This is a genomic window from Bacillus sp. NPDC077411, from assembly GCF_044543425.1.
GTDB lineage: Bacteria > Bacillota > Bacilli > Bacillales > Bacillaceae_G > Bacillus_A > Bacillus_A bruguierae.
Genome location: NZ_JBITWA010000035.1, coordinates 1 through 22,988 on the forward strand (window position 1 = coordinate 1; position 22,988 = coordinate 22,988).

Consider the following 22,988-nt stretch of genomic DNA (forward strand, 5'->3'; position numbering starts at 1 on the left):
AATTTCGTTACTTGTTCAGGTGTGGGAAAAATAGCGTATCGAAATGCATAGGTAGACCATCCATCCGGTAACGACTTTTTTGTTCCTTTTATATGCACACCCTCTTTTGTGGTTGCCATATACCTTCTCCTTTCTTTCGTATTTTCATATTTATTATATCGCATAGTCTCAAAAGTACATACACAGAACATATATAGGCTGTCGCCTATCGAAAATTCATCCCCCACCTACTCGCTGGGCTACGCACTTCTCGCTCCTTGAGGAAGGGGACTTCTTTCCGGGAAATATGTTAAAGAATCCTGCATAGATTCCAGCCAAATTGTTTTAAATGCGTCTTCGCCTACTTCATCTATTGTTTTCAGCGTAAACGGAACTTCCACCTCTGTAACATCAGATAAATCTTTCGGTACCATCACACAACTTTTTTGATGCTGAAATTGTAAATACTGAAACACCTCTTCATAATGTGTATAATTTGGACTTTTGGGTGAAACAACAAAATGTAAATGTAAAACTCCTTTATCCGTTGCTTTTTCTATCCAATATTGCACTACCTCTGTCACTTGTTCCTTTGTATAGGAAACTGAATTATTTTCTTCAATGGTAATATAATGAGGCTCTCCCACTAATATTTTAAAATCCCGTTCCATATTAACAAATTGATTCATTCTTTAACCTCTTTCTACACAATTTTTAAAATAACATGTTTTCTATTGCATGAGCAGGAGTTCTTACATATATGTAGAATACTATGAAGTTAGGATTTACTCCATACGAAACATACTTACAATTTGTACGTATGAAATATAAATAAAGAAACAGGTGTCTATATGGGATATATCGAAGAAATGCGTAGTTTAGTTGGAAATCGGCCACTCATTTTAGTAGGTTCACATGTGATTCTATTAAACAAAAATAATGAAGTACTCCTTCAACTTCGCAGTGATTACAATTGCTGGGGCATAATTGGAGGTGCGCTTGAATGTGGTGAAACGTTAGAAGAGGCTGCTAAACGAGAAGTCTATGAAGAAACAGGATTAATCGTGAAACATTTAGAACCACTTCAAACCTTTTCTGGGAAAGAATTTTTTAATATTTATCCAAATGGAGATCAAGTATACGGTGTTCTCGTTACATACGTTTGTCGTGATTTTGAAGGAACATTACGTATCGATCACGCTGAATCAAAAGATTTGCAATTCTTTCCCATCCACGATCTCCCTCCAAATGTTGGATCAGTACATAAATTAGTTTTAGACACATTCCTAGAAAAATTTTGTTAAATAATATTGTTGATTTGAGCTATAAAACAAGGGAATCCCTATTTACGGAGTTCCCTTGTTTTATTAAAGCCCACTTTAGTTGAATTAGATTAACTCTTTTAACCGTTTTATTGCAGAGTGAACTGTAAGCCTATGATAGGAAACTAATTCATTCTTATAGATGACTCCATAGATACCATAAGGAGTAGGTGACAGTCTCAACAATTCTTCTCTGTTTTTTATATCAATAATTTCTGTATGAATACCTAATTTGTTCGCTGCTTCAACAACATTATTGGTTGATACATCTACAAATGGACACTGCTGAGTACGGAGGATTGTTAAATCTTTAAAAAGCTTAAGTCGCTCATCCCAATCTTTTGGAAAATATGGGTCAGGTGAATGTCCAAATTTGTTAACAAGTAACTCAAAACCATAAGGTGCATGATCTACTTCTCTAAAATTATTCTTTATAAAAACGTCCTTACTAGGGGTCCAAGAAGTATTTGGATTTGTAATCACAATAACTCCATCTTTATTTTGTTCCTTAGCATCTTGAATACTTTTATGAATCAATTTTGAGGCATACCCTTTTCCCGTAATAGTTACCCATAAGCAATGGATAACCATATAATTTTCACCATAGACAACTCTCGAGGAATATTCAATAGGTGTATATTCAATAAATCCTGCTGGTTTGCTATTCTCCATTATTTTTATATACTTTAATCCTTCATCAAACCTTCCCATAAGCCATTTGTTTTTATTTATGTAACCTGTTGAAGTTGGCTTGCTACGAAGACAATAACACCCTTCATCTTTTAAATTCCCTTCGTCTAATTCTATCAGCTCGACTTGTGCCAATATACTTCTCCCCCCTTGCGAATACGTTCCTTACCATTTGTTCTAACCTGAAATGCTCACTTTGGTGCAGGTCATAAACGTCCTCCACACATAAATGAAACAAATCAATTGGTTGTTTTTCACATTAACACCCAATCCGTTTTTTTATTTCCGCTAAATTCACCTTAGCAATTTTCCTTGCCCGCTCTGCTCCTTTTTCTATTGCTTCTTGAAGTAAATGCGGTTCATTCATATACATTTCATATTTCTTCCTTGGCTCTTCTAACTCACGATTAATGACACAAAATAGCTCTTTTTTCACATCCCCCCAGCCAATTCCTGTTGCATATTTCTCTTTCATTATTGCGATTTCCTCAGCTGTCGCAAATTCTTTATACAGCATAAATAATGTTTCAAGTTCCTTCGGTTCACTTGGTAAAGAAGAATCTGTTTTTATTTTGAAAATAAGTTTTTTCAGCTTTTCTGACTCTTCAAATAATGGAATGACATTCCCATAGCTTTTACTCATTTTTCGTCCATCAAGGCCTGGTACAATTGCTCCTTCTTCTTGAATGATATACTCGGGCAATATAAAGATTTCTCCAAATGTGTTGTTAAAATACGAAGCAATATCTCTCGCAATTTCTACGTGTTGAATTTGATCTTTTCCAACTGGAACATAGTTTGATTGAAATAATAGAATATCGGCAGCCATTAAAATAGGATACGTATATAATCCCATGTTTACACCCGTATCTACATCTACTCCTGCTTCTATATTTTGATCAACCTTTGCTTTGTAAGCGTGAGCGCGGTTCATTAAGCCTTTCGGAGTAAGACAAGCTAAAATCCAGTATAATTCTAAGATTTCTGGTACATCTGATTGACGATAAAAAATTACATGTTCATCTAAGCCTAATGATAACCATGTCGCTGCTACTTCCTTTGTATACTCACGAAACTTTCTTGGATCTTGTACGGCATTCAATGCATGATAATCGGCAATAAAATATAACGCCTCTCTATCCCTTTGTTTAGAAAGTTGCAAGGCTGGTTTAATTGCCCCAATATAGTTTCCAAGATGCGGATGTCCAGTTGGTTTAATTCCTGTTAACATAACTTTTTTATTCACAACTACTCCTCCTTTACCATATAAAAAAGCCCCTCAATCCTAACAAGGACGAGGGACTCCCGCGGTACCACCTTTATTAGCTACAATTACATAGCTCTCTTTATGATTCGAATAACGTCGAAACAACCGTCAAATCCTACTCAATTCGGCTTGCAGCTCCAGAGCCCATTCTATATTTTTCCCTTACTGATTTTCACCAACCATCAGCTCTCTATAAAGTTCCAAATATGTACTCTTCTCTATCATCGCTTTTTCTTTTATTTTCCCCTTATTATACCACAATATTTTTTAGATAAAAGAGAACTTTCTGTCTTATTAAGCAGGAATTTTCCTTTTTTTAGCTAATTATATATAAGTTCACGGAAAAGATTCATTCAACTACGGAGGATTTATTATGGTAAAATACATTTCAATTCTAGGATCAACTGGTTCGATTGGGACATCAGCTCTAGATGTAGTTGCTGCTCACCCAGAACATTTTCAAATTATTGGTTTAACTGCAAATGAAAATATTGATATGCTAGAACAACAAATCCAAACTTTTCAGCCGCGCATTGTAAGCGTAAGTACGAAAGAATTAGCAAATACACTGCGCTCACGAATTTCTACTCAAACAAAAGTTGTATACGGAGAAGACGGCTTAATTGAAGTTGCTACGCATCCCAACACTAACCTTGTCTTAACTTCCGTCGTTGGTGTAGCGGGACTGCTTCCAACAATTGAGGCCTTAAAAGCGAAAAAAGACATTGCGATTGCAAATAAAGAAACATTAGTGGCAGCAGGTCATATTGTTACAGAATTAGCAAAGAAAAATGATTGTCGCCTTATTCCAGTAGATAGTGAGCATTCTGCTATTTTCCAATGCTTAAATGGTGAAAATAATAAAGAAATTGAAAAGTTAATTGTAACAGCGTCTGGCGGTGCATTTAGAGATAAAACACGTGAAGAAATGAAACTTCTCAAAGCGAAAGATGCACTAAAACATCCAAACTGGCTCATGGGAGCAAAATTAACAATTGACTCTGCAACATTACTAAATAAAGGATTTGAAGTAATGGAAGCACGTTGGTTATTTGACGTTCCCTATGAAAAAATCGATGTTATGATTCATAAAGAAAGCATTATTCACTCTCTTGTAGAGTTTGTAGATGGCTCTATTATGGCTCAGCTTGGGGCATCTGATATGCGTATGCCGATTCAATATGCATTCCACTATCCATCACGTTTAGCATCTTCTTTTAAAAAATTAAATTTATTAGAAGTTGGCAGCTTGCATTTTGAAAAACCTGATTTAGAGAAATTCCCTTGCCTTCACTATGCTTATGAATCTGGGAAAATCGGGGGAACAACTCCAGCTGTATTAAATGCCGCTAATGAAATTGCGAATGCTTTATATTTACAAGATAAAATTTCATTTTTTGACATTGAAAAAACAATTTATTCTGCGTTAGAAGCTCATCATAATATTGCGAACCCTTCATTAGAAGAGGTATTAGCAGCTGATCAATGGGCACGTCAATATGCTAATCAATTACTTGTAAAAATGTAAAAATAATAATACGAAAGAGTGAGAATATAAGGTTCTCACTCTTTTCATAAAAGGTGGCCTTCACTTGATTCGAAAATTATCTCCTTCTTCTATTGAAGAAGCTGCGGAAATTTTAGAAGTTCAAATTCCCGCATATAAAATTGAAGCACAGTACATTCAAAATGATTCAATTCCTCGATTATATGATACGATTGTTGATATTCAAAATTGTAATGAAATCTTTTATGGATACTTCATTGATAATACGTTAGCTGGATTTATTTCGTTTCTATATGAGGATGCTGTTGTTGATATTCATCGTCTTGTTGTTTCCCCTACATATTTTCATAGAGGAATTGCAACAGCACTATTACAACACCTATTTCAACTACATGAAGAAACAACAAACTATATTGTACAAACCGGTAAGAAAAACACGCCTGCACTTTCTTTATATAAGAAACATAATTTTATAGAAACAAAAGAAATTACATTACCAGACGGTCTCGTTCTTGTACAGTTAACAAAGCTAAAATAAATTGATTAACTTGGATAAATATGTTAATTTAATTTATATAACCTTTCGCTTAATCCAAATTTTTGGAACGGGGAAACCACTTCTGTGGCATTTGCCACTTGGGGCGAATCTTTTTTTAGTAGGGATACTCTCACATTCCGAGTCCGACAGCTAACCTCGTAAGCGTATTGAGAGAGGAAGGTGCTTTTTACTTATGCTACAAAGCGTTCCTCCTTAACTCTAACAATATGTTTTTTATTTACTACAAGTATATTGTTAGATAAAAGGAGATGATTTTCATGTTACGTATATCTGACCATGAAAAGAAAACAATGGAGCAAAGAGAAAAATTAGAACAACACCGTCCGTATTATACAATAAAAACAGCAAGTTGCATTCAACATAAATATTTTATGCAACATATTGTTCAGTATAGAAAGTAAGAAAATAGCGGAAGCATTGCAGTACTGCAATGCTTCCGCTATTTTATATAACTTGAACTCGCTTTTTTCTTCGCTCGATGCCTTTTTACTTTTGCAATTGTTCCGCAAGCTCGTCCCCCTTCTCCTTCAGCGTACATACCGCACCACCGTTTACTACTGTTACGAGATTGATCGTAAAACACCCATTTACAATCTGGACAAGCTTTTAATCTCCCCCACTGTTTGTTTGTAATGGAAGAGATAATAATCCGCAATATAAATGTATATAAATTTTCCTCACCAATTGCTTGATATGTAATGACGTTTAATTCATCGTCAATCATTACTTGCAATGGATATTTTTCAAACAACGGCTGTAACGGCTTCTGTTGCTCCACTGCCTCACGAATCGTATCTCGGAAATTTTGCACTTCTTTCACTGAAGCAAAAGGAAGCTTTTCATTCCACTGCTCAATCATAAACTGATGTATATCTTCTTCCGATTCAAAAAAATCAATTGGTTCTCTCGTCTCATTTGGTATTCTCCATGTATTTAAAAGCGCCCTTATACTTTCTAACATCTCTGGTGCAGTTTGGTTGTTACTCAAAATCACCACCAACTTTCCATAGTTTACTTTATCTCTTATTTTCAGTATAATCATAACATAAAAATGTTAACCGTTATAATTTTTAGATGGTTAACAAAAGGAGTGAATACTTTGAGATCTTTTTCATTACCTATTCGTTTTGTATTATTTTCTTCTTTTTTTATGACGCTCGGTCATTTTGCTGTGATGGCTTTTTTAGCTATCTATTTATCTAATTTTTTACATTTTTCCGCTATGCAAGTTGGTACAATTTTAACCGCCCTTACGATTACCTCTCGAATATTCCCATTACTTACGGGAATACTTGCAGATCGGATTGGCTATATTACCATGATGATAACCGGAATGATTTTACGAGGTATTGGTTTTCTTTCTTTAGGAATATTTTCTGGATTTCACCCCATTATGCTTGCAACAATATTCATTGGATTTGGAACAGCTTTCTATGAACCTTCTGCACGCGCTGTCTTTGGTTCTCAACCAGCTCATATAAGAAAAGATACCTTTACATACCTAAATCTCTTTTTAAACGGCGGAGCAATTATTGGGCCGATTGCAGGGAGTATACTACTTCAATGGAATCCTATGTATCCATTTATATTTACCGGATCACTCATGTTCGTTCTAGCATTCCTGTTCTTTCTTCTTAGATCTCACTTTCATGTTACTGTGCATAAAACACAACTTTTAACAGGAATAAAAGCAGCCGGACAAAACAAACACTTTCTATCTTTTTCATTCATCATGGTGTTTTTTTATACGATGTTTACACAACTTACAGTTGCACTACCACTTCATATGAATAATATAAGCCACGATCAAAACTTAGTAGGACTCGTCATTACAACAAACGCCATTACAGGTTTTTTATTTATGATTGTATTTAAATATCTTTTCAAAAAATATCATGCACTTTCTCTTGTAAAGTATGGTGTATTACTAATGGGGTTATCTTTTCTTCTTATCCCATTTTCTTTTCATCCAAATTGGCTACTAGTGTGTGTCATTTTATTTACGATTGGAGAAACGCTTGTATTACCTAATGCCGATATTGCTGTAGCAAACTTTAGCAACGAACAATACACAGCAACCTATTTTGGTTTCTTCCAGCTATCACTAGCGCTTGGATTTACTATCGGAAACTATACAGGAACTTTCTTTACGAAGTATTGGCAAAATATGAGTTTTCCTTGGATTATTTTTGGTCTTTTGGGCATTGTTGGGTTTTCACTTCTTCATTTTTTAAATCGAACTGTTAAAATAGATGAAAATCTATTGCATATAAACCAGAGTATGTAACATTTTTACATACTCTGGTTTTACTTTCACATATGTTAAGTTAATCTACACCACAACCAAAAATGCCCTTTTATTCATATATTTGTTACAATATAAAGGGGCAATAAATTACTTCGAAAGGAATGAAACATATCATGACAAAAGAAACAAACAAATCCCGTATTATTTTCATGACTTTAGTTTCCGCGTTATTCTTCTGTTCTTTATTGGTTGCGGCTTCACTTTCTCCACTTGCTGATTCCGGGCCTAACGCCAATAAGTTTGGTACTTTTAATATGTGGGTAAGTATAGGTATGGTTCTTGCGTTTTATATTCTGCCTTTAATTTTATATATAGTCGGAGTGCACATCATGAAGCTCGTTATGGCCGTATTTTGTGGAGTTGGACTTCTTATGTGCCTGACTACACTCGTAGTCATTTTAACGATGGAGATATCCCCTACTTTACTAGTACTTTGCATAGCTACTTTAATCGTGAATGTTATGTGGTATTTCATAGCTTTTCGTTCCTCATCAAAGCCGAATCATCAAAAACGCTCTATCTAATATAACAAGTTATTTACAATACAACCTGTTTTAAGGAGCTACTAAAATGAAAATTACATTTGTAAAAGTTGAGGTGTTATTACCAGAGGAATGCATAGAAACATTAAGAAATAGATTAAACGAAATTGGTATTTTAGCGGTAGGTAAGTATGATCATGTTATTTCTTACTCACTTGTTAAAGGATCTTGGAGATCACTAGAAGGAGCAAAACCTTTTAACGGTACTACAGGTGAAATATGCTTTGGCACTGAATATAAAATGGAATTTAGGTGTTTGTATGAGAAAATTGAAGAAGTGTTACGTATTATCAAAAGCATTCATCCATATGAGGAACCCATAATTCATGTATTGCCATTATTGTTCTAAGTGAAACATTATAAAATTTGTAAAAGAAAATGCGAAGCTACCCAGCTTCGCATTTTTTGAGTCATACTCAAAATCATTCTGCCCATAATCTCTTTATATCAATTAATTGCTCATTATTAAATTTCATCTTGTATACATCCGGTTTTGATGTCTCCATTAAAAATTCATATCCATATTGACTATCATAATATTCCATCATTAAAGTCATAACAAGTCCATGAGTACCAATTACAATTTTATGCCCTTTAAAATTCTTTAATATCTCTTTCAATACTGCCACAGCACGGCTCTGACAATCTGCTTTTGATTCTCCGCCTCGTAATGAAAAATTCGGATGCGAAAACATCTTCTTTACAAGTGGATACAATTCCTTATCTGATATTATCGTATCCTCACTTGTAAACACACATTCTCTAAGGTTTTCGTCTACTAATATATCTTTCTCATAAAAATGAGCTAACTCCTCTATCGTCAACACAGCTCGGCTATATGGGCTTGAAATGAACGTGTCTACTCCTTCATCTTTCAATAATTCAGTTATTCTATACGCATCAACCTTCCCCTTCTCAGTCAATCCACGCGTTCGTTCGTTCCCATCTGTTTTAGGCGATTCACCATGCCTAACCATGTAAATGTATGTATACATAATTTCCTCCCAAAATTACTCTGATTTTCTATTCATTAATATCCATTTTAATTTTTCAACATATAAGTCGCTGCTATGCAGAATACACCATGACCTGTGCTCGTTTTCTCCTTTTGTTTTCAACATTGCATGTGGCAGAAAAAGACTCTGACCGTTTCTATGCATGGCCAGATGCTCTCGCCCGCCTAAAAAGAAAGAGTGTTTTTATCTCGATTCTTTAATTTGTATTTATATAGGATTTAACTTCGCTAAAACTTACACAGCCGTAGATGTTGCTAATTTCTTGTATTCTTAGAATCTCTTTTTCTTTGCCTTTATAATTAAAAAACTTGGTTGTTTTAAGAGCTTTTCATAAGATGATGGGTAATTTCTTCTAAATTCTTCCGTAGGGATCGGTTCAATCATTTTTTCAATTTCAAAATGATGAAGTGTATCATTGATAATGTCTTGCAGTGGCCGGCGGTAAAAATACATGTCAACATATTTACCGCTTTTCTTCCATCTATCGTGAAGAAATTCACGCTTAAAGTATTCTTTATTCTCTGAAAAATGAATATCCATTGTTGGATGATGAACGGAGAACAAAAATGTTCCACCTGGCTTTAATAGTCTCACAAATTCAGCAAATGTTCGGTTCCAATCTGCAATATAGTGAAGAGCTAACGAGCTAACAATACAATCATATGTACTGTCTGCAAAAGGTAACGCATTTTCAAAATCTAGTTGATAAACCTCTGCTTTCTTCCCTATTCTTCTTTTTGTAGCCGCAACCATCTCGCTACTAACATCAATCGCGGTTACATTTGCTCCCCTATTTAGAAACTGTTCTGTATACCATCCTGCTGCACACCCAGCATCGAGTACATGTATTCCTTTCATACTGCTAGGCAACTGATCCACCATAGCCGGACGTTCATACTCTGTATTATACGGACTCTCATAATCGACACTATGTTCGTAATGACTAGCTAGTATATCGTATGCATCAATAATTTGCTGTTTATTCATATTCCATCCCCCTCTCGTTCTAAAAGACGTAATTTTCATTTTATCATATTTTTAAATAATTAGTAATATTTACCATAAAAATTAAAAAGAATCCATTTTGAAAAAAATTGTTCAAAATGGATTCTTATCCAACAGATTTAAGATTGATCATTTTCTACTTGTATTGCTTCATAATTGTACCCTTTAGTTCATTGAACTACCCCCACCTACCGTTTCGCGCTTGAGGTGAGGGTCTTCTTGCTAGGCATGATTAAAAATGGTAGTTATTTACTCTTTTCCATGACTGCAAAGTAATTTCCTTCACTATCTGCAAAGTTAAATACTCTACCAGAAGGCATATTTACAATTTCTCCGACTGTAACATTTTTATTTGATAAGTCGTTATGTAATTTATCGAGATTTTTTGAGAAAAACATTAAAGAAGGTGTACCAAGGTTTAATTTAGGTTCCATTTTTGAGATTAATTCCTTATCGTGGAGTATAATACTTGTTTCTGCATCATTTGTTGGGGCGATTTCAATCCATCTCATTCCTTGACCGTTATCTTCTTCAGAAATTACACTAAACCCTACTTTTTCAGTCCAAAAATTCACTGCCTCATCTTGATTATTTACATACAGCATAACTTGACCGACTTTATTAATCATTAATTTCCCCCTAAATGTTTTAGTGTTCTTAATTTAATTTCTACAATCACCACAAATAATCCTTTTTATCTAAACTTCTCCAAACTCTACACCAATTTCATTATAAATATCCAATTTTATTAAAAAGCCTTATTCCATGAAATGGCCCGTTTGTGGAACCAAAAATCTGCATACCAATACAGGATTTTTAATCAAACCTTATTATAAATTATCAATCTTTTTCGTTCTTTTTGTTCTGAGGAATAAAAGAATATGAACTAAAACTTTGTTTAGCACCGTCTAGGAATAGTACCCACAATGTAGAAGGAATTTAATGTTATTTCTTAACCCTCAAAGTAGTATCAGCTTAAAACACGTAGATATTTGCGGATATACCTTTTTTCGAACTATTACGTCATGATTGTCAGACGTCCAATTTGATTACACTCTTCAGCGAACCAAATATCGCCATCCGGACAAATCGCGATACCATGCGGCTCTGCATTCTTTGTAGGTATCGTATATTCTGTAATAACTCCTTCAATTGTAATTCGGCTGATTTGGTTACCGCCCCATTCCGTGAACCAGAGATCCCCATTCTTCCCGGATATGATGGCATGAGGGCGAGCGTTCGGCGTTGGTATAACAAATTCACTGACCTCGCCTAAGGGCGTAATTCTACCGATTTTATTACCCATGATTTGCACAAACCATAATGCTCCGTCGGTTCCGCTTGTAATACCAACTGGCCCAGAGTTAGGTGTTGGGAGCGGATATTCCGTCACCTCACCTTTGGTGGTTATTTTCCCAATCGTATTGTTCTGATTCTGTGTAAACCATAATGCCCCGTCTGATCCCGAAGTAATAAAAGAGGGAAATGATTTTGGATTAGGCAATTCAAATTCGGTGATTTCCCCTGAATTTGTGATTCTTCCAATCCTACCGCTATTCATTTCTGTAAACCATATTGCTCCATCAGGACCTTCCGTTATGCCAAAAGGTGCAGCTTTCGCCGTAGGGAGTTCATATTCTGCAAAAATACCGTTCATCGACATTTTCCCGATCTTACTCGCGTTATATTCTGTAAACCATAATTCGCCAGTCCTGTCTGAAATGATTGACATAACTCCTGCATTCGGTGTCGGAATGGAAAAAGAATTTATTTCACCTTTAGCATTTATTCGGCCGATTCGATTCCCCTTCTGTTCCGTAAACCACAATGCCCTGTCTTTTCCAGCGGTTATTCCGTATGGTCCTGAATCTTTATTAACCGGATATTCTTGTATCGTGATTCTCATATCATTTACCTCCCAATAAAGCATCATAACTGCTGTTTCATTTTTCTCAGCGTATCCAAATCTCCACTTACGATGGCGCCAATATACTGGTTGATAAGTTCGATATCGTAATCCCACCATTTTATGTCCAATAATTCTTGAATGACCTCTGGTGCGAAACGCTTTCGTATTTCCCTGGCAGGATTTCCACCAACTATAGTATAGGGTGCAACATCCTTTACGACTACGGCTTCAGCGCTTATAATTGCCCCGTCACTGATGCGCACACCCGGCATAATAGTTGCACGTCTGCCGATCCAGACGTCGTTACCAACAATCGTATCCCCTTTAATCGGCAATTGTTTTAAAGATGGCGTGTGTCTTTCCCAACCGTTGCCAAAAATGTTGAATGGAAAGGTTGATCCATCCATTCTGTGGTTACCGCCATCCATCATAAACCTGACTTCGGGAGCAATTGAACAAAACTTGCCGATTATCAATTTTGTCCCAATGACTTCATAATGGTACAAGACTTGATCCTCAAACAATTCTCCGTTCAATGCATCGTAGTAGGAGTAATCTCCAGCTATGATATTAGGCTTTGTTATTGTGTTTCTAATGAACTGTACATTTGTATTTCCGGGTATTGGATACTTATCGTTTGGGTTTGGTCCTATCATTAACATCATTCCTTCAACAGAATTCAATTCACCATTCAACTTTCATGCGAAAGTCGGAGGAACGCCAAGATTATGCACATTTAATCGTTCTCTCTTTATTTTCAAACATTTTTGTCATCTTTATTATATCAGGAAAATACACCCAGAAGAACATAAATATCACACACAATCATAACCACCCTAATATCCCAGATATGAAACGACGTGCATCTTTTACATTTCGCCTGCCAGTAACCATGTCATGCATCAAATTTAAAGCCATAAAATCCGCTGCTTCTTGATCACATTTAGCCGTAACTTCACCAGCAGTTCGATCTATATATAAACTGCCATCAAACTGTGTCAATTCATCAAAAAATGGAACAGGCGCTTTATAATCAATGGTTTGTGCCAAATAATCAAGATGGGGAATCGGAAAATTATGAGGTACCGTATCAAGATGAACAACCGTACGCTTCCAAGGGCCATTGTTATGTCAAATAATTCTTCTAGAACTTGCTTCATTAGGTAAACCATATTTATTGATTAAAATCGAACGTTTTTTCTATTTTTACATAAAAAAACCAAAGAAGCAGCAACTATACAGTTGCTGCTTCTTCTTGTAAATCCATTTTACGAATTTCGATACGTTTAATTTGATGTACGTCTTTTTCTAAAACTTTAAATTCATATCCTTCTGTTTCAACAAATTGTCCTTCTTGAATTTCGTGATTTTGTGTCATCACCCAGCCGCCAATTGTATCAACTTCTACTTCATCAATGTGTAATCCAAATAAATCTTGAATCTCACTAATCAATACTTTACCGTCAACGATTTTATGATGCTCGTCAACATGATGAATTGGAGGATGCTCATCTTCATCATATTCATCACGAATTTCACCAACAATTTCTTCTAATATATCTTCAAGCGTCACAATTCCCGCTGTCCCGCCATATTCATCATATAACACAGCCATTGGAATCCTCTTCTTTTGCATTTGCAGAAGCAAATCATGGATTGGAATTGTCTCCATTACCTCAATAATAGGACGCATAAATGTTTTGATAGATTGTAGATCTTCTTTGTCGTTTTTCATATAACGAATAAAGAAGTCTTTTACGTTCACCATACCGATAATATCATCTTTATCTTCTCCAAAGATCGGGTAACGTGTATACTTTTCACTTCGGATAACTTTCATATGATCTTCTACTGAATCTTCAAGATAGAAACCAACGATTTCTGTGCGCGGCACCATAATCTCTTTTGCAATGCGATTATCAAATTCAAAAATATTGTTTACATATTTATACTCCGCCTGATTAATTTCCCCATTTTCATAGCTCTCTGAAAGAATTAAACGTAATTCTTCTTCCGAGTGTGCTACCTCATGCTCAGAAGCTGGTTTTAATCCGAATAAACCAGTTACAAGACGCGCCGATTTATTTAACATCCAAATAAACGGGAACATGATTTTGTAAAACATAATAAGCGGTGCTGCAAACAACATTGTAATTGTCTCTGCCTTTTGAATTGCTACTGTTTTCGGTGCTAGCTCACCAACAACAACATGTAAAAAGGTAACCGTTGCAAATGCAAGAATATACGATACTGAATTCGCAGCTGCTTCTGGAAAATGTAAATCTTGAAATAACGGTTGTAATAATCGATGAACCGTAGGCTCTCCAAGCGATCCGAGCGCAAGAGCTGTGATAGTAATCCCTAACTGACATGCCGATAAATATTCATCTAAATTTGCTGTTACCTTTTTGGCTGCTAATGCGCCTCGTTTTCCTTCTGCAACAAGTTGGTCAATCCGACTTGAACGCACCTTAACCATAGCAAACTCTGCTGCCACGAAAAATCCAGTAAATGCGATTAAAATCGCAATCATAACTAAATTAAATATTTCCAAAGAATCCCCCCTAGTTCGAAAACTAAGGTGTCCACCTCCTGTATGAATAGTTGCTTTTTTTACTCTCTACATTTAGAAAATAAAACGCTATACAGAAATTAAAAGGGTGGATAGTTCTATCTACTATAAAAGTAAGATAAGAGATTGTATTAAAGCTGTCGTCTGAGTTGATAAATGTTTCGTTAGTTTTTCGCGCTGTGAATCTGTTAACCCATCTAATAACGGTTTTAATTCTACTAATTCCGTCTCCAAACGGTGGATACGCTCTGTTACATCATTTACTTGTTCCGAAACGTCTTTATTAACACCGAGCAGCTTTTTTTTCTCCTCGATCCTATCCTTAATTTCAGAAAGCGGTATATGCATTTCTTTACATCTCTCAATAAAACGTAATGTTTCAATTGCTGTTTCGTCGTAGTAGCGATAATTAGATTGAGATCGCTCCGCTTTCAAAATACCTAGATTCGTATAATAATCAATCGTTCGTTTCGAAACATGAGCCATGTGAGCCAACTGTCCGATTCGGTACACCTTCCCAACGACCTTCCCTCCCCATATATGTTACAAACATCATACAATACATAAACTGTACAGTCAAACGTTATGGTTGGGAATAATAGTTTATAAAAATATTAAGACTCATTTTCTTCTGTACAAAAGAAGAAGCTAATAATCTACATACAGTAAAAAAGTTTCTTTTTCATACTACATTTTATTTGATAAAAATTCTGTTGTTTTTATTACTTTCGCAAACATATTATTTAAGGCACTCATGAATGCCACATGAACATGTTTAGCCTGAATCGTTTTATTATTAAATACAAGATCTTTTGTCGTGCAAGCGTCTTCAATTACTGTGCATTCAAACTCTAAATCGCTGGCAGCTCTAACTGTTGTATCAATACACATATGTGTCATCATTCCACATATCACCAAGTGTTCAATCCCCTCTCGCTGAAGTAACTGTAATAAATTAGTTTTTCGAAAACTATTGGGATAATTTTTTTGTACAACATATTCATTTTTACGAGGCGCTACATGAGGATGAATTTTTACACCTTCTGTATTCGGAAGAAAAAAAGTAGCCCCTTCTTTTACTGAAATATGTTGCACATGAAATACAGGTAGGTTCGCTTTTCTAAAGAAATCTAATACCTTTTTTGTATTTTCTACTGCTTTTAATGGTTCATGTAATTCACATCTTCCAGCTGGAAAGTAATCATTTTGAATATCAATCAATACAAGTCCCGTTTTCATTTTTAGCCCTCCAATATTTTGAAAATTAAGTTATAATCTAATTATAGAGCTTTATCAAGTTAGCTGTAACACTCCCATGAAAGACTTTGATGTCATATGATTTCACCACGAAAGGGTTTGAAGCCATGATTGATTCAACAGATTTGCAAATTCTTGATTTACTAAGGAACAATTCACGAATGCAGTGGAAAGATATTGGGAAAAGTGTTCATATGACAGGGCAAGCCGTTGGAAACCGTATTCGAAAAATGGAAGATGAAGGATTGATAAAAGGGTACACCATTTTAGTAGATCATCTGAAATTAGGCATACAGTACACCGCTTTTATTACTGTTTTTATGAAAACAAATGAGCACGCAAAATTTACATCATTTATTACAAAAGAGGACTCCATCGTAGAAGCACATAAAATTAGTGGTGAAGGATGTTATTTACTTAAAGTACAAATAGATTCTCAAGAAAACTTACATAATCTATTAAATGAGATTTTAATTTTCGGCAACTATCGGTTAAATTTATCAATTCACCAAGTAAAAGAAAACCCGTTATGAATGACAAATAAAGAAAACAAGGATGGTATAAATGCCATCCTTGTTTTTTCATAGCTTATTTGATTCGTTACATCTCATCTGGACTATAATAATCTAGCACATTATTGCCTATTCCTACTTCTGAAAAAATAACATGTGTAACTGTTTCAGCAAATTTTGAAACATCATCAATAAACGCTTCTATTTCTTGAAAGCTTCGAACAGAAATTTTCACTACATAACTAGCAGGCCCTGCCACGCGATAACAAAAAACAGCTCTTGGATAAGCTTTCATGTATGCTCTAAACCTTTCACACTGTCCATTTTTTGTTTTCACTTCTAATACAGCATGAATATGAAAACCTAACTTATCATAATTAATTTTTGTCGTATACCCTTCAATAATCCCCTCATCCTCTAACTTCCGAACTCTTTCAGCCACAGAAGGCGCAGACAAATTAACTTTTTTAGATAGTTCACGAATAGAAAGACGAGAATTTTGAGTTAAACATTGTAAGATTTGTGCGTCAATTACATCTACTTTCATTTGTAATATTCCTCTCATAAATTCGTTTTAAACACAAAGAAAAATCTTAAAATACATTATGTACAGAAAGGAAACTAATTCCATCCTATATTATCATATAATTATAAAATTTATTTCCCTATGTAAGGAGGAAACCCCATGGCACTAGAAATGAAAAAAAATTGTCAAACTTGTAATACTGCCCTTCAAGGAGATTCAGAAGCATACATATGTGTACATGAATGTACCTTTTGCTCACCTTGTACAGAAAGCACAAATCACGTCTGTCCAAATTGTGGTGGTGAATTAGTCCGAAGACCGAAAAAGAAATAACGGTTTTACGCAACAAAAGCGCAAAAATCTATAAGATTTTGCGCTTTTGTTCTTTCAAAACTTGATTTATATATCCATTTTAATTTTTCGACATATAAGTCGCTGCTATGAAGAATACAACATGACCGCTACTTGCTTGCTCCTTTTGTTTTAACCTTGCCTGTGGCAGAAAAAGGCCCTGACCGCTTCTATGCACGGCCAGATGCTCTCGTACACCTAAAAAGAAAGAGGAGTTTTATGTCGATTTTTTAATTTATATTTATATAGATCATTTAAAAGTTTTTTATTTATGTAATAACTTTCCTTCAAGCGCCTCAATATACCTTTTCGCTGATTTTTGAACAGCTTCATTTGCTTTTTCTTTTACAATTCCATGAAATGCATTATACAATCGATTAAACTTCAATTCTTTTACTTTCTCAGCCATTTCTTTCACTTTCCATGCCGGTAATGGAATGAGATTCGGATAACTGTACATAAAGCTTACCCATCTTGAATCAGCGACAACTTGAATAATATCTCCAGTTAATAGAACTCCTCTTCCTTCATCCCCATTTTTCCAATGTAAAACAGAACCACCGCTAAAATGTCCACCTAGACGGTATAATGTTACACTCTCTGAAATTTCCATAGATTCTCCAGACCAAAATACAATCCGATTACTTGGACGTATTACCCATTCTTTATCATCTTCATGAATGTATATAGGAACATCAAATCGTTCTGCCCATTCTACTTGTGTAGAATAATAATGTGGATGCGATAAAGCAATCGCATGAATTCCTCCTAACTCATTTATTTTCGCCACTGTCTCCTCATCAATATATGTAATACAATCCCATAACATATTACACTTATCTGTTTGAACTAAATACGCATTTTGACCAATCGCAAACTTCGGTTTTGTTGTGATGCTATATAAATTTTCTTCTTCTTTTACAATCTCATTCTTATATGTTTTGCTGTGCTGTAGACTGTCTAACGTTGTCCATGATTGTCCCATTGGATTTACATATTGACGTTCTTCATTACAAATTACACAGTTTACAGGTGGTTCATCGTAAAGCGGATATTGTACACCGCATGTGCTACAAACATAATGCTTCATCTTTATTTCACTTCCCCTTCTACAAACATTCGTTCTTTTTACAGAATATCACAAAACAAACTTTCAAACCAACGTTTTTTGATAATTTTAAAATGATAGAATATTTTAATTATTATTTTGTTTGTTATATAAAAATAATAATCATCATAAAATATCATGTGATACACTACAGAAAGAAAGCGCTTAACAAACGAAGTTGATTAAATTTTCTATATAATAAAAATGATAGAGAAAATAAATTTACGAAAAATTCATTTTTGTCTTGCATAATAATTTATTTTTGTTATTATCGTAGTAATTCGACAAAAAGTGACTTTGTATCATAATTGTTGTACAAAAGATTCAAAATATTTAAATTTGGAGGTTTTTTCGTGTCAAAAAATGTGCAGACATCACATATTTTTGTGATTGGGCTTATGCTCTTTGCCCTTTTCTTTGGAGCAGGTAATTTAATTTTCCCTGCTATGTTAGGACAAACAGCAGGAAGTAACGTATGGGTTGCTACCGCTGGATTTTTAATTACAGGAGTTGGCGTACCACTACTTGGTGTAATAGCATTCGGTGTTTCTGGTAGTGATGACTTACAAGCAATGGCAAGTCGCGTACATCCATTGTTTGCGAGTGTATATACATTTATTCTGTATTTAGCAATTGGCCCTCTTTTCGCTTTACCAAGAGCAGGAAGCGTGTCATTTGAAATAGGTGTAAAACCATTCGTAGGAGAAAATAGTGGTCATTTACCTTTAATTATTTTCACTATTGTGTTTTTCGGAATTACTTGTCTACTCTCTTTAAATCCTACAAAGATTGTTGATGTTGTCGGAAAGTTTTTAACTCCGATTAAATTATCATTTATCGGTATTTTAGTTGTTACAGCTGTTATAAAGCCAATCGGTGACATTGAAGCACCAACACAAGAATTTGTTACAAATTCCTTCTTCAAAGGCTTTCAGCAAGGCTATTTAACAATGGACACTCTCGCAGCATTCGTATTTGGTATTATCATTATTAATGCGATTAAAGCAAAAGGTGTAAGTGACAAAAAAGTGGTTATCAATGTTTGTATAAAAGCATCGCTTATTGCCGCAATCGTATTAATTTCTGTTTACACTGCACTTGCATTTATGGGCGCTTCTAGTGTTTCTAAATTAGGACATTTAGAAAATGGCGGAGAAGTTTTATCAAAAGTAGCAAATTACTACTTCGGTTCTTTAGGAAATTTATTATTAGGAATGATGATCACTGTAGCTTGTTTAACGACAAGCGTTGGGCTTACTACAGCGTGTTCATCCTATTTCCATAAAGTATTTCCACAAATATCATACAAAACATTTGCTGTTATTTTAGCTATTTTCAGTGCTGTCATTGCAAACCTTGGCTTAACAGAGCTGATTACCATATCTGTACCTGTATTAACAGCGATTTATCCTTTAGCGATTGTGCTAATCTTCTTAACGTTTTTACACCGAGTGTTTAAAGGAAGATCAGAAGTATATCAAGTAAGCTTACTGTTCACTTTTATTGTAAGTCTCTTCGATGGACTAAATACGGCGAATCTAAAAGTTGAAGCAATCAATTCTTTATTCTCTCACCTATTACCTTTATATGATGCTGGATTAGGATGGATTATGCCAGCGCTTATTGGAGCGGTATTAGGCTATGGAATTAGTTTATTACGAGCGAAGAATACTTCTGATGTAGATACTTCTCTTGATCTTGCACATAAAAAAACATCCTAAACTTGTTAATTTTATTTAGATTCAAGAAATTTGAATCAATCTTTGTTTTAATAAGAATAAATATATAATGTTACACATTATATAAGAATAAAAGAAGAGGATAGATACAAGCAGAATAATTCTGTATGTTCTATCCTTTTTTTGTACCACAAATGACCTCATTAATAATAGAAAAATCTATCTTCATTACGACAATCCTTATAATAACTGTTAAGTGACAAAAAAGTTGTTTAGTTTACAATAAAGTCGTTTAAAAAATAATAAAGTTATTAAATAAATGCGGGTCATTCTATTCAACAATCGGGCCAGATTGTTGAATAAGAATATGGTTTATAGCGCAGCAGGATGTTTTATAATAATGTAGAATGTTCTCCAGAATAAGCTCTGTAAGGTGATTAGCGAAATGACAATATTACATATATTCACATTTACAATTAAATTTTTCAATAAGTTTAATATTTTACTGCAGAATGCTTATCTTGAATTTTCGAGAAAGGAATGCTTACATATGTCTAAAATGGTTAATATGCTTTCTATATTATGGCTCCTCAATACGAGAAAACAAATGACTGCTAAGGAGTTGGCTGAGGAATTAGAAATCAGTATCCGTACGGTGTACCGCTATATTGATGCTCTGTGTGCAAGTGGAGTACCAATCATTTCAGATGCAGGACATAATGGTGGGTACAGTTTACTGAATGAGTTTACAAAGGCACCTTTGTTTTTTAGCCCGGATGAGCAGAAAGCGCTTATTCATGCTGCAAAATTTGCGATAGATGCAGGGTATCCCTTTAGTGAAGCATTGGATGAAGCAATTTCTAAGTTGAAAAGGTATACAAACGAGGAACAATTGAATCATATCAATCGTCATTTAAGAGGGTTTGAAGTCATCCATCCTACTGTCGAACCGTCTTTGAAATCTACTCTTCAAGATTTAGAAATTTCTGTTGCTGAAAGTTATAGGTTATTTATTATTTATCATAAAGGAAAGGAAACCGAGCCACAATCACGCCATATTGATCCTTATGGTCTTATTTATTGGAAAGGTAAGTGGTACACAGTCGCTTATTGCCATCTGCGTAAAGAAATTCGAAGTTTTCGAATTGATCGTATTCAATCATTATCCAGAACAGATAAAAAATTTGACCGACCTTTGGGATTTTCAGCACGTTCTTTCTTTCTAAAAGACCTTTTGCCTGATTCAAATCAACTTGAAAAACTCATTTCCGTCCGAATCCAAGGCAAGGCACATGCGCTTGATGATTTATGTCAGCATTGGTTATTTAGCCATGCTTTAATAGAACGATCAAACAATCAAGCTCTTTTTAAGGTTGATAAAGAGTCTATCCATACCTTTGTCCCTTACTTCCTTCTCCCCTATGGTAAATCTATTACCATTTTGGAGCCAACTTTATTACAAGAAAAATTGGTAACTATCAGCTTTGAATTATTCAATCATTATCAAAATACTTCACTTCACTGACCGTATTTGTCAGTGAAGTTTTTTTATGATGTACATGTACAGAATTAAATTTTTAGGAGGCATAAAAATCATGAAGGATTTGAAGTACGAATTTTATATTGCAGGTACACCAAAGGAAGTTTGGAAGGCATTGATCTCTCCTGAGGGTACAAAACAAATTTATTATGGAACCGTCATCAGATCTACATTTCAAGTGGGTGATCTCTTGGAGTATGTCGGTTCTGGAGTAGATGGAGATGAAACGGTGCATGTATACGGAAACGTATTGGAATATGAACCGAATCAGTTACTTCGATTTACTCACTATACCGGAAAGTCGTATATGAAAGATGATCATGCATTTGAGTCAAGAATTTCTTATCTTCTAGAGCCTATTGGCTCATGCACGAAATTGACACTCATTCATGACCAGTGGAAAGAAGGTGACCCCCATTATGAGAACAGCAACAAGGCCTGGTGGATGATTTTAAATAATACAAAGACTTTGGTAGAAACGGGAAGTACTCTAGACTTTGGTGAAGGTTCATAGGTCCGTCACAAATGATTTAACAGAAAGGGAGTAGTGGAGCATAACTCCTTAACTAATTTTTATTTTAAGGTTTATGTTTTTTTAGTCTAGCTCACTGATTGTAAAGTAAACAACTTAAATGTGACTTAAAAAACTTAACTGTGCTCTGGAATTTTTCTAAATAACTGATCTCTTTGAGAGAAGATATATATTTGTTCAACAACCGGGCGCGATTTTGGAAGATCGAAAATTCTATTTATTATTGTTTATTTGTGAATCTTGTTAATGACAATGGCACTTGGACGAGTAAAACATTAAAGGTTATTGAAAATCAAGGTGTTATTGTGATGAAGGCGAAGCATAGTTCTAAAGGTGTTCGCCATAGGAGTGAAATGTTATTAAACAAGTTAATTTAAAAGAACACATTTTCATAATATTAGCGTTTCTTCCACAATCGGGCCATAATTTGGAAGAGTCAAGGCTTCCAGATAGGCTAGGGGCTCTCTAATCTAGGAGTTAAAGCCAATCCCCCTATTAAGAAGGCAAACAACACCTTTTAAAAAGTTTGTCTTATACTTGTCGTCCCTAAACAAGGTGCTTGTATATTTATATAGGATTAATTAATGAAGGAATTAGGTTTTAACGACATTTCCGAAAGAATTCTCCTTCCTCAAGCGTGTGAAGGGCGCTAGCCCAACGATAGGCGGGAGATGAATTTCGGTTTGGCGTAGCCAAAAAGTTCTTTCTTTGCTTTTTATTTTTTCTTCTTTTATAATCAGTCTTATAATTGATAAAGGTTGGTATAATAATGGAATTAGATAGTAATAACCATTCAGTATTCTTATT

At 34.7% G+C, this 22,988-nt stretch carries 29 protein-coding genes, 1 riboswitch and 1 other annotated feature; of the genes, 13 read left to right on the forward strand and 16 right to left on the reverse strand.

Annotation, left to right across the window (positions count from 1 at the left end; all coding sequences use genetic code 11):
* Positions 1–239 precede the first annotated feature (239 nt).
* Positions 240–668 (reverse strand): hypothetical protein, encoded by a 429-nt coding sequence (locus tag ACIGHG_RS24785; RefSeq protein WP_396551115.1) that lies wholly within the window; start codon positions 666–668, stop codon positions 240–242.
* 162 nt (positions 669–830) lie between these two features.
* Here ACIGHG_RS24785 and ACIGHG_RS24790 point away from each other — a divergent pair, with 162 nt between their 5' ends.
* Positions 831–1,283: an NUDIX hydrolase gene (locus ACIGHG_RS24790; RefSeq protein WP_336473069.1), complete on the forward strand. Its 453-nt coding sequence runs from the start codon at positions 831–833 to the stop codon at positions 1,281–1,283.
* A gap of 84 nt (positions 1,284–1,367) precedes the next feature.
* Here the strand turns inward: ACIGHG_RS24790 and ACIGHG_RS24795 are convergent, their stop codons facing one another.
* Positions 1,368–2,126 carry a GNAT family N-acetyltransferase gene (locus ACIGHG_RS24795; RefSeq protein ID WP_396551117.1) on the reverse strand — a complete coding sequence of 253 codons (759 nt, stop codon included), beginning with the start codon at positions 2,124–2,126 and terminating at the stop codon, positions 1,368–1,370.
* A gap of 124 nt (positions 2,127–2,250) precedes the next feature.
* Complete coding sequence (locus tag ACIGHG_RS24800) at positions 2,251–3,237, reverse strand: tryptophan--tRNA ligase (RefSeq protein ID WP_396551119.1); 987 nt, start codon at positions 3,235–3,237, stop codon at positions 2,251–2,253.
* Positions 3,238–3,278: 41 nt separating this feature from the next.
* Positions 3,279–3,492 (reverse strand) — a binding site (T-box leader).
* Positions 3,493–3,631: 139 nt separating this feature from the next.
* Between ACIGHG_RS24800 and ACIGHG_RS24805 the strand changes: the two genes are divergently transcribed.
* The 3 genes from ACIGHG_RS24805 to ACIGHG_RS24815 all read left to right on the forward strand — a co-directional run bounded on the left by ACIGHG_RS24805 (position 3,632) and on the right by ACIGHG_RS24815 (position 5,725).
* On the forward strand, positions 3,632–4,786 hold the full coding sequence (locus ACIGHG_RS24805; RefSeq protein WP_396551121.1) for a 1-deoxy-D-xylulose-5-phosphate reductoisomerase: 1,155 nt from the start codon (positions 3,632–3,634) through the stop codon (positions 4,784–4,786).
* Positions 4,787–4,850: 64 nt separating this feature from the next.
* The gene (locus ACIGHG_RS24810; protein WP_090917284.1) at positions 4,851–5,303 is read left to right on the forward strand and encodes a GNAT family N-acetyltransferase; all 453 of its coding nucleotides are present in this window, start codon (positions 4,851–4,853) and stop codon (positions 5,301–5,303) included.
* Positions 5,304–5,339: 36 nt separating this feature from the next.
* Positions 5,340–5,484, forward strand: a riboswitch (cyclic di-AMP (ydaO/yuaA leader).
* A 97-nt stretch (positions 5,485–5,581) separates the two neighbouring features.
* Positions 5,582–5,725 (forward strand): hypothetical protein, encoded by a 144-nt coding sequence (locus ACIGHG_RS24815; RefSeq protein WP_090917286.1) that lies wholly within the window; start codon positions 5,582–5,584, stop codon positions 5,723–5,725.
* Positions 5,726–5,763: 38 nt separating this feature from the next.
* Here ACIGHG_RS24815 and ACIGHG_RS24820 read toward each other — a convergent pair whose 3' ends face one another.
* Positions 5,764–6,285, reverse strand: coding sequence for a CGNR zinc finger domain-containing protein (locus ACIGHG_RS24820; protein ID WP_396551146.1), 522 nt, complete (start codon positions 6,283–6,285; stop codon positions 5,764–5,766).
* Positions 6,286–6,423: 138 nt separating this feature from the next.
* Between ACIGHG_RS24820 and ACIGHG_RS24825 the strand changes: the two genes are divergently transcribed.
* From ACIGHG_RS24825 to ACIGHG_RS24835, 3 genes are all read left to right on the forward strand, one after another.
* Positions 6,424–7,611, forward strand: a complete 1,188-nt coding sequence (locus tag ACIGHG_RS24825) for an MDR family MFS transporter (RefSeq protein ID WP_396551123.1) — start codon at positions 6,424–6,426, stop codon at positions 7,609–7,611.
* 134 nt (positions 7,612–7,745) lie between these two features.
* Positions 7,746–8,156: a DUF5391 family protein gene (locus ACIGHG_RS24830; RefSeq protein WP_396551125.1), complete on the forward strand. Its 411-nt coding sequence runs from the start codon at positions 7,746–7,748 to the stop codon at positions 8,154–8,156.
* A 46-nt stretch (positions 8,157–8,202) separates the two neighbouring features.
* Entirely contained in the window at positions 8,203–8,523 is a 321-nt protein-coding gene (locus ACIGHG_RS24835) for a YqfO family protein (RefSeq protein ID WP_396551127.1), read from the forward strand.
* A 73-nt stretch (positions 8,524–8,596) separates the two neighbouring features.
* Here ACIGHG_RS24835 and ACIGHG_RS24840 read toward each other — a convergent pair whose 3' ends face one another.
* The 9 genes from ACIGHG_RS24840 to ACIGHG_RS24880 form a co-directional block, all read right to left on the reverse strand.
* Positions 8,597–9,169, reverse strand: a complete 573-nt coding sequence (locus ACIGHG_RS24840) for a histidine phosphatase family protein (protein WP_336473105.1) — start codon at positions 9,167–9,169, stop codon at positions 8,597–8,599.
* Between the two features lie 291 nt (positions 9,170–9,460).
* Positions 9,461–10,177 (reverse strand): class I SAM-dependent methyltransferase, encoded by a 717-nt coding sequence (locus tag ACIGHG_RS24845; protein ID WP_336473106.1) that lies wholly within the window; start codon positions 10,175–10,177, stop codon positions 9,461–9,463.
* A 263-nt stretch (positions 10,178–10,440) separates the two neighbouring features.
* Positions 10,441–10,824 carry a VOC family protein gene (locus ACIGHG_RS24850; RefSeq protein ID WP_396551129.1) on the reverse strand — a complete coding sequence of 128 codons (384 nt, stop codon included), beginning with the start codon at positions 10,822–10,824 and terminating at the stop codon, positions 10,441–10,443.
* A gap of 389 nt (positions 10,825–11,213) precedes the next feature.
* Positions 11,214–12,101 carry a Vgb family protein gene (locus ACIGHG_RS24855; protein WP_336473174.1) on the reverse strand — a complete coding sequence of 296 codons (888 nt, stop codon included), beginning with the start codon at positions 12,099–12,101 and terminating at the stop codon, positions 11,214–11,216.
* Positions 12,102–12,124: 23 nt separating this feature from the next.
* Positions 12,125–12,760: a streptogramin A O-acetyltransferase Vat(I) gene (vat(I), locus tag ACIGHG_RS24860; protein WP_396551148.1), complete on the reverse strand. Its 636-nt coding sequence runs from the start codon at positions 12,758–12,760 to the stop codon at positions 12,125–12,127.
* A 169-nt stretch (positions 12,761–12,929) separates the two neighbouring features.
* A complete protein-coding gene (locus ACIGHG_RS24865; RefSeq protein ID WP_336473108.1) occupies positions 12,930–13,154 on the reverse strand; it encodes a hypothetical protein in 225 nt (74 codons plus the stop codon).
* A gap of 184 nt (positions 13,155–13,338) precedes the next feature.
* Positions 13,339–14,658 carry a hemolysin family protein gene (locus ACIGHG_RS24870; RefSeq protein ID WP_090917298.1) on the reverse strand — a complete coding sequence of 440 codons (1,320 nt, stop codon included), beginning with the start codon at positions 14,656–14,658 and terminating at the stop codon, positions 13,339–13,341.
* A 123-nt stretch (positions 14,659–14,781) separates the two neighbouring features.
* Positions 14,782–15,162: a MerR family transcriptional regulator gene (locus ACIGHG_RS24875; protein ID WP_244548040.1), complete on the reverse strand. Its 381-nt coding sequence runs from the start codon at positions 15,160–15,162 to the stop codon at positions 14,782–14,784.
* Positions 15,163–15,363: 201 nt separating this feature from the next.
* Positions 15,364–15,915, reverse strand: coding sequence for a cysteine hydrolase family protein (locus ACIGHG_RS24880; protein WP_336473109.1), 552 nt, complete (start codon positions 15,913–15,915; stop codon positions 15,364–15,366).
* Positions 15,916–16,040: 125 nt separating this feature from the next.
* Between ACIGHG_RS24880 and ACIGHG_RS24885 the strand changes: the two genes are divergently transcribed.
* The gene (locus ACIGHG_RS24885; protein WP_396551132.1) at positions 16,041–16,466 is read left to right on the forward strand and encodes an Lrp/AsnC family transcriptional regulator; all 426 of its coding nucleotides are present in this window, start codon (positions 16,041–16,043) and stop codon (positions 16,464–16,466) included.
* A 67-nt stretch (positions 16,467–16,533) separates the two neighbouring features.
* Here ACIGHG_RS24885 and ACIGHG_RS24890 read toward each other — a convergent pair whose 3' ends face one another.
* Positions 16,534–16,992, reverse strand: coding sequence for an Lrp/AsnC family transcriptional regulator (locus ACIGHG_RS24890; protein ID WP_396551134.1), 459 nt, complete (start codon positions 16,990–16,992; stop codon positions 16,534–16,536).
* A 138-nt stretch (positions 16,993–17,130) separates the two neighbouring features.
* Between ACIGHG_RS24890 and ACIGHG_RS24895 the strand changes: the two genes are divergently transcribed.
* Positions 17,131–17,304 (forward strand): DUF1272 domain-containing protein, encoded by a 174-nt coding sequence (locus ACIGHG_RS24895; RefSeq protein ID WP_336473112.1) that lies wholly within the window; start codon positions 17,131–17,133, stop codon positions 17,302–17,304.
* 283 nt (positions 17,305–17,587) lie between these two features.
* On the opposite strand, the gene ACIGHG_RS24900 is transcribed toward ACIGHG_RS24895, so the two are convergent.
* Positions 17,588–18,412: an MBL fold metallo-hydrolase gene (locus ACIGHG_RS24900; protein ID WP_396551137.1), complete on the reverse strand. Its 825-nt coding sequence runs from the start codon at positions 18,410–18,412 to the stop codon at positions 17,588–17,590.
* A gap of 371 nt (positions 18,413–18,783) precedes the next feature.
* Between ACIGHG_RS24900 and brnQ the strand changes: the two genes are divergently transcribed.
* The 4 genes from brnQ (at position 18,784) to ACIGHG_RS24920 (ending at position 22,558) form a co-directional block, all read left to right on the forward strand.
* Entirely contained in the window at positions 18,784–20,151 is a 1,368-nt protein-coding gene (gene brnQ / locus ACIGHG_RS24905; protein WP_396551139.1) for a branched-chain amino acid transport system II carrier protein, read from the forward strand.
* A gap of 508 nt (positions 20,152–20,659) precedes the next feature.
* Positions 20,660–21,634, forward strand: coding sequence for a helix-turn-helix transcriptional regulator (locus tag ACIGHG_RS24910; protein ID WP_396551140.1), 975 nt, complete (start codon positions 20,660–20,662; stop codon positions 21,632–21,634).
* A gap of 70 nt (positions 21,635–21,704) precedes the next feature.
* Positions 21,705–22,163, forward strand: coding sequence for an SRPBCC domain-containing protein (locus tag ACIGHG_RS24915; protein ID WP_336473116.1), 459 nt, complete (start codon positions 21,705–21,707; stop codon positions 22,161–22,163).
* Positions 22,164–22,414: 251 nt separating this feature from the next.
* Positions 22,415–22,558, forward strand: a complete 144-nt coding sequence (locus ACIGHG_RS24920; RefSeq protein WP_396551142.1) for a hypothetical protein — start codon at positions 22,415–22,417, stop codon at positions 22,556–22,558.
* Positions 22,559–22,774: 216 nt separating this feature from the next.
* On the opposite strand, the gene ACIGHG_RS24925 is transcribed toward ACIGHG_RS24920, so the two are convergent.
* The coding region (locus ACIGHG_RS24925; protein ID WP_396551144.1) for a hypothetical protein at positions 22,775–22,988 on the reverse strand (214 nt) is incomplete at its 5' end.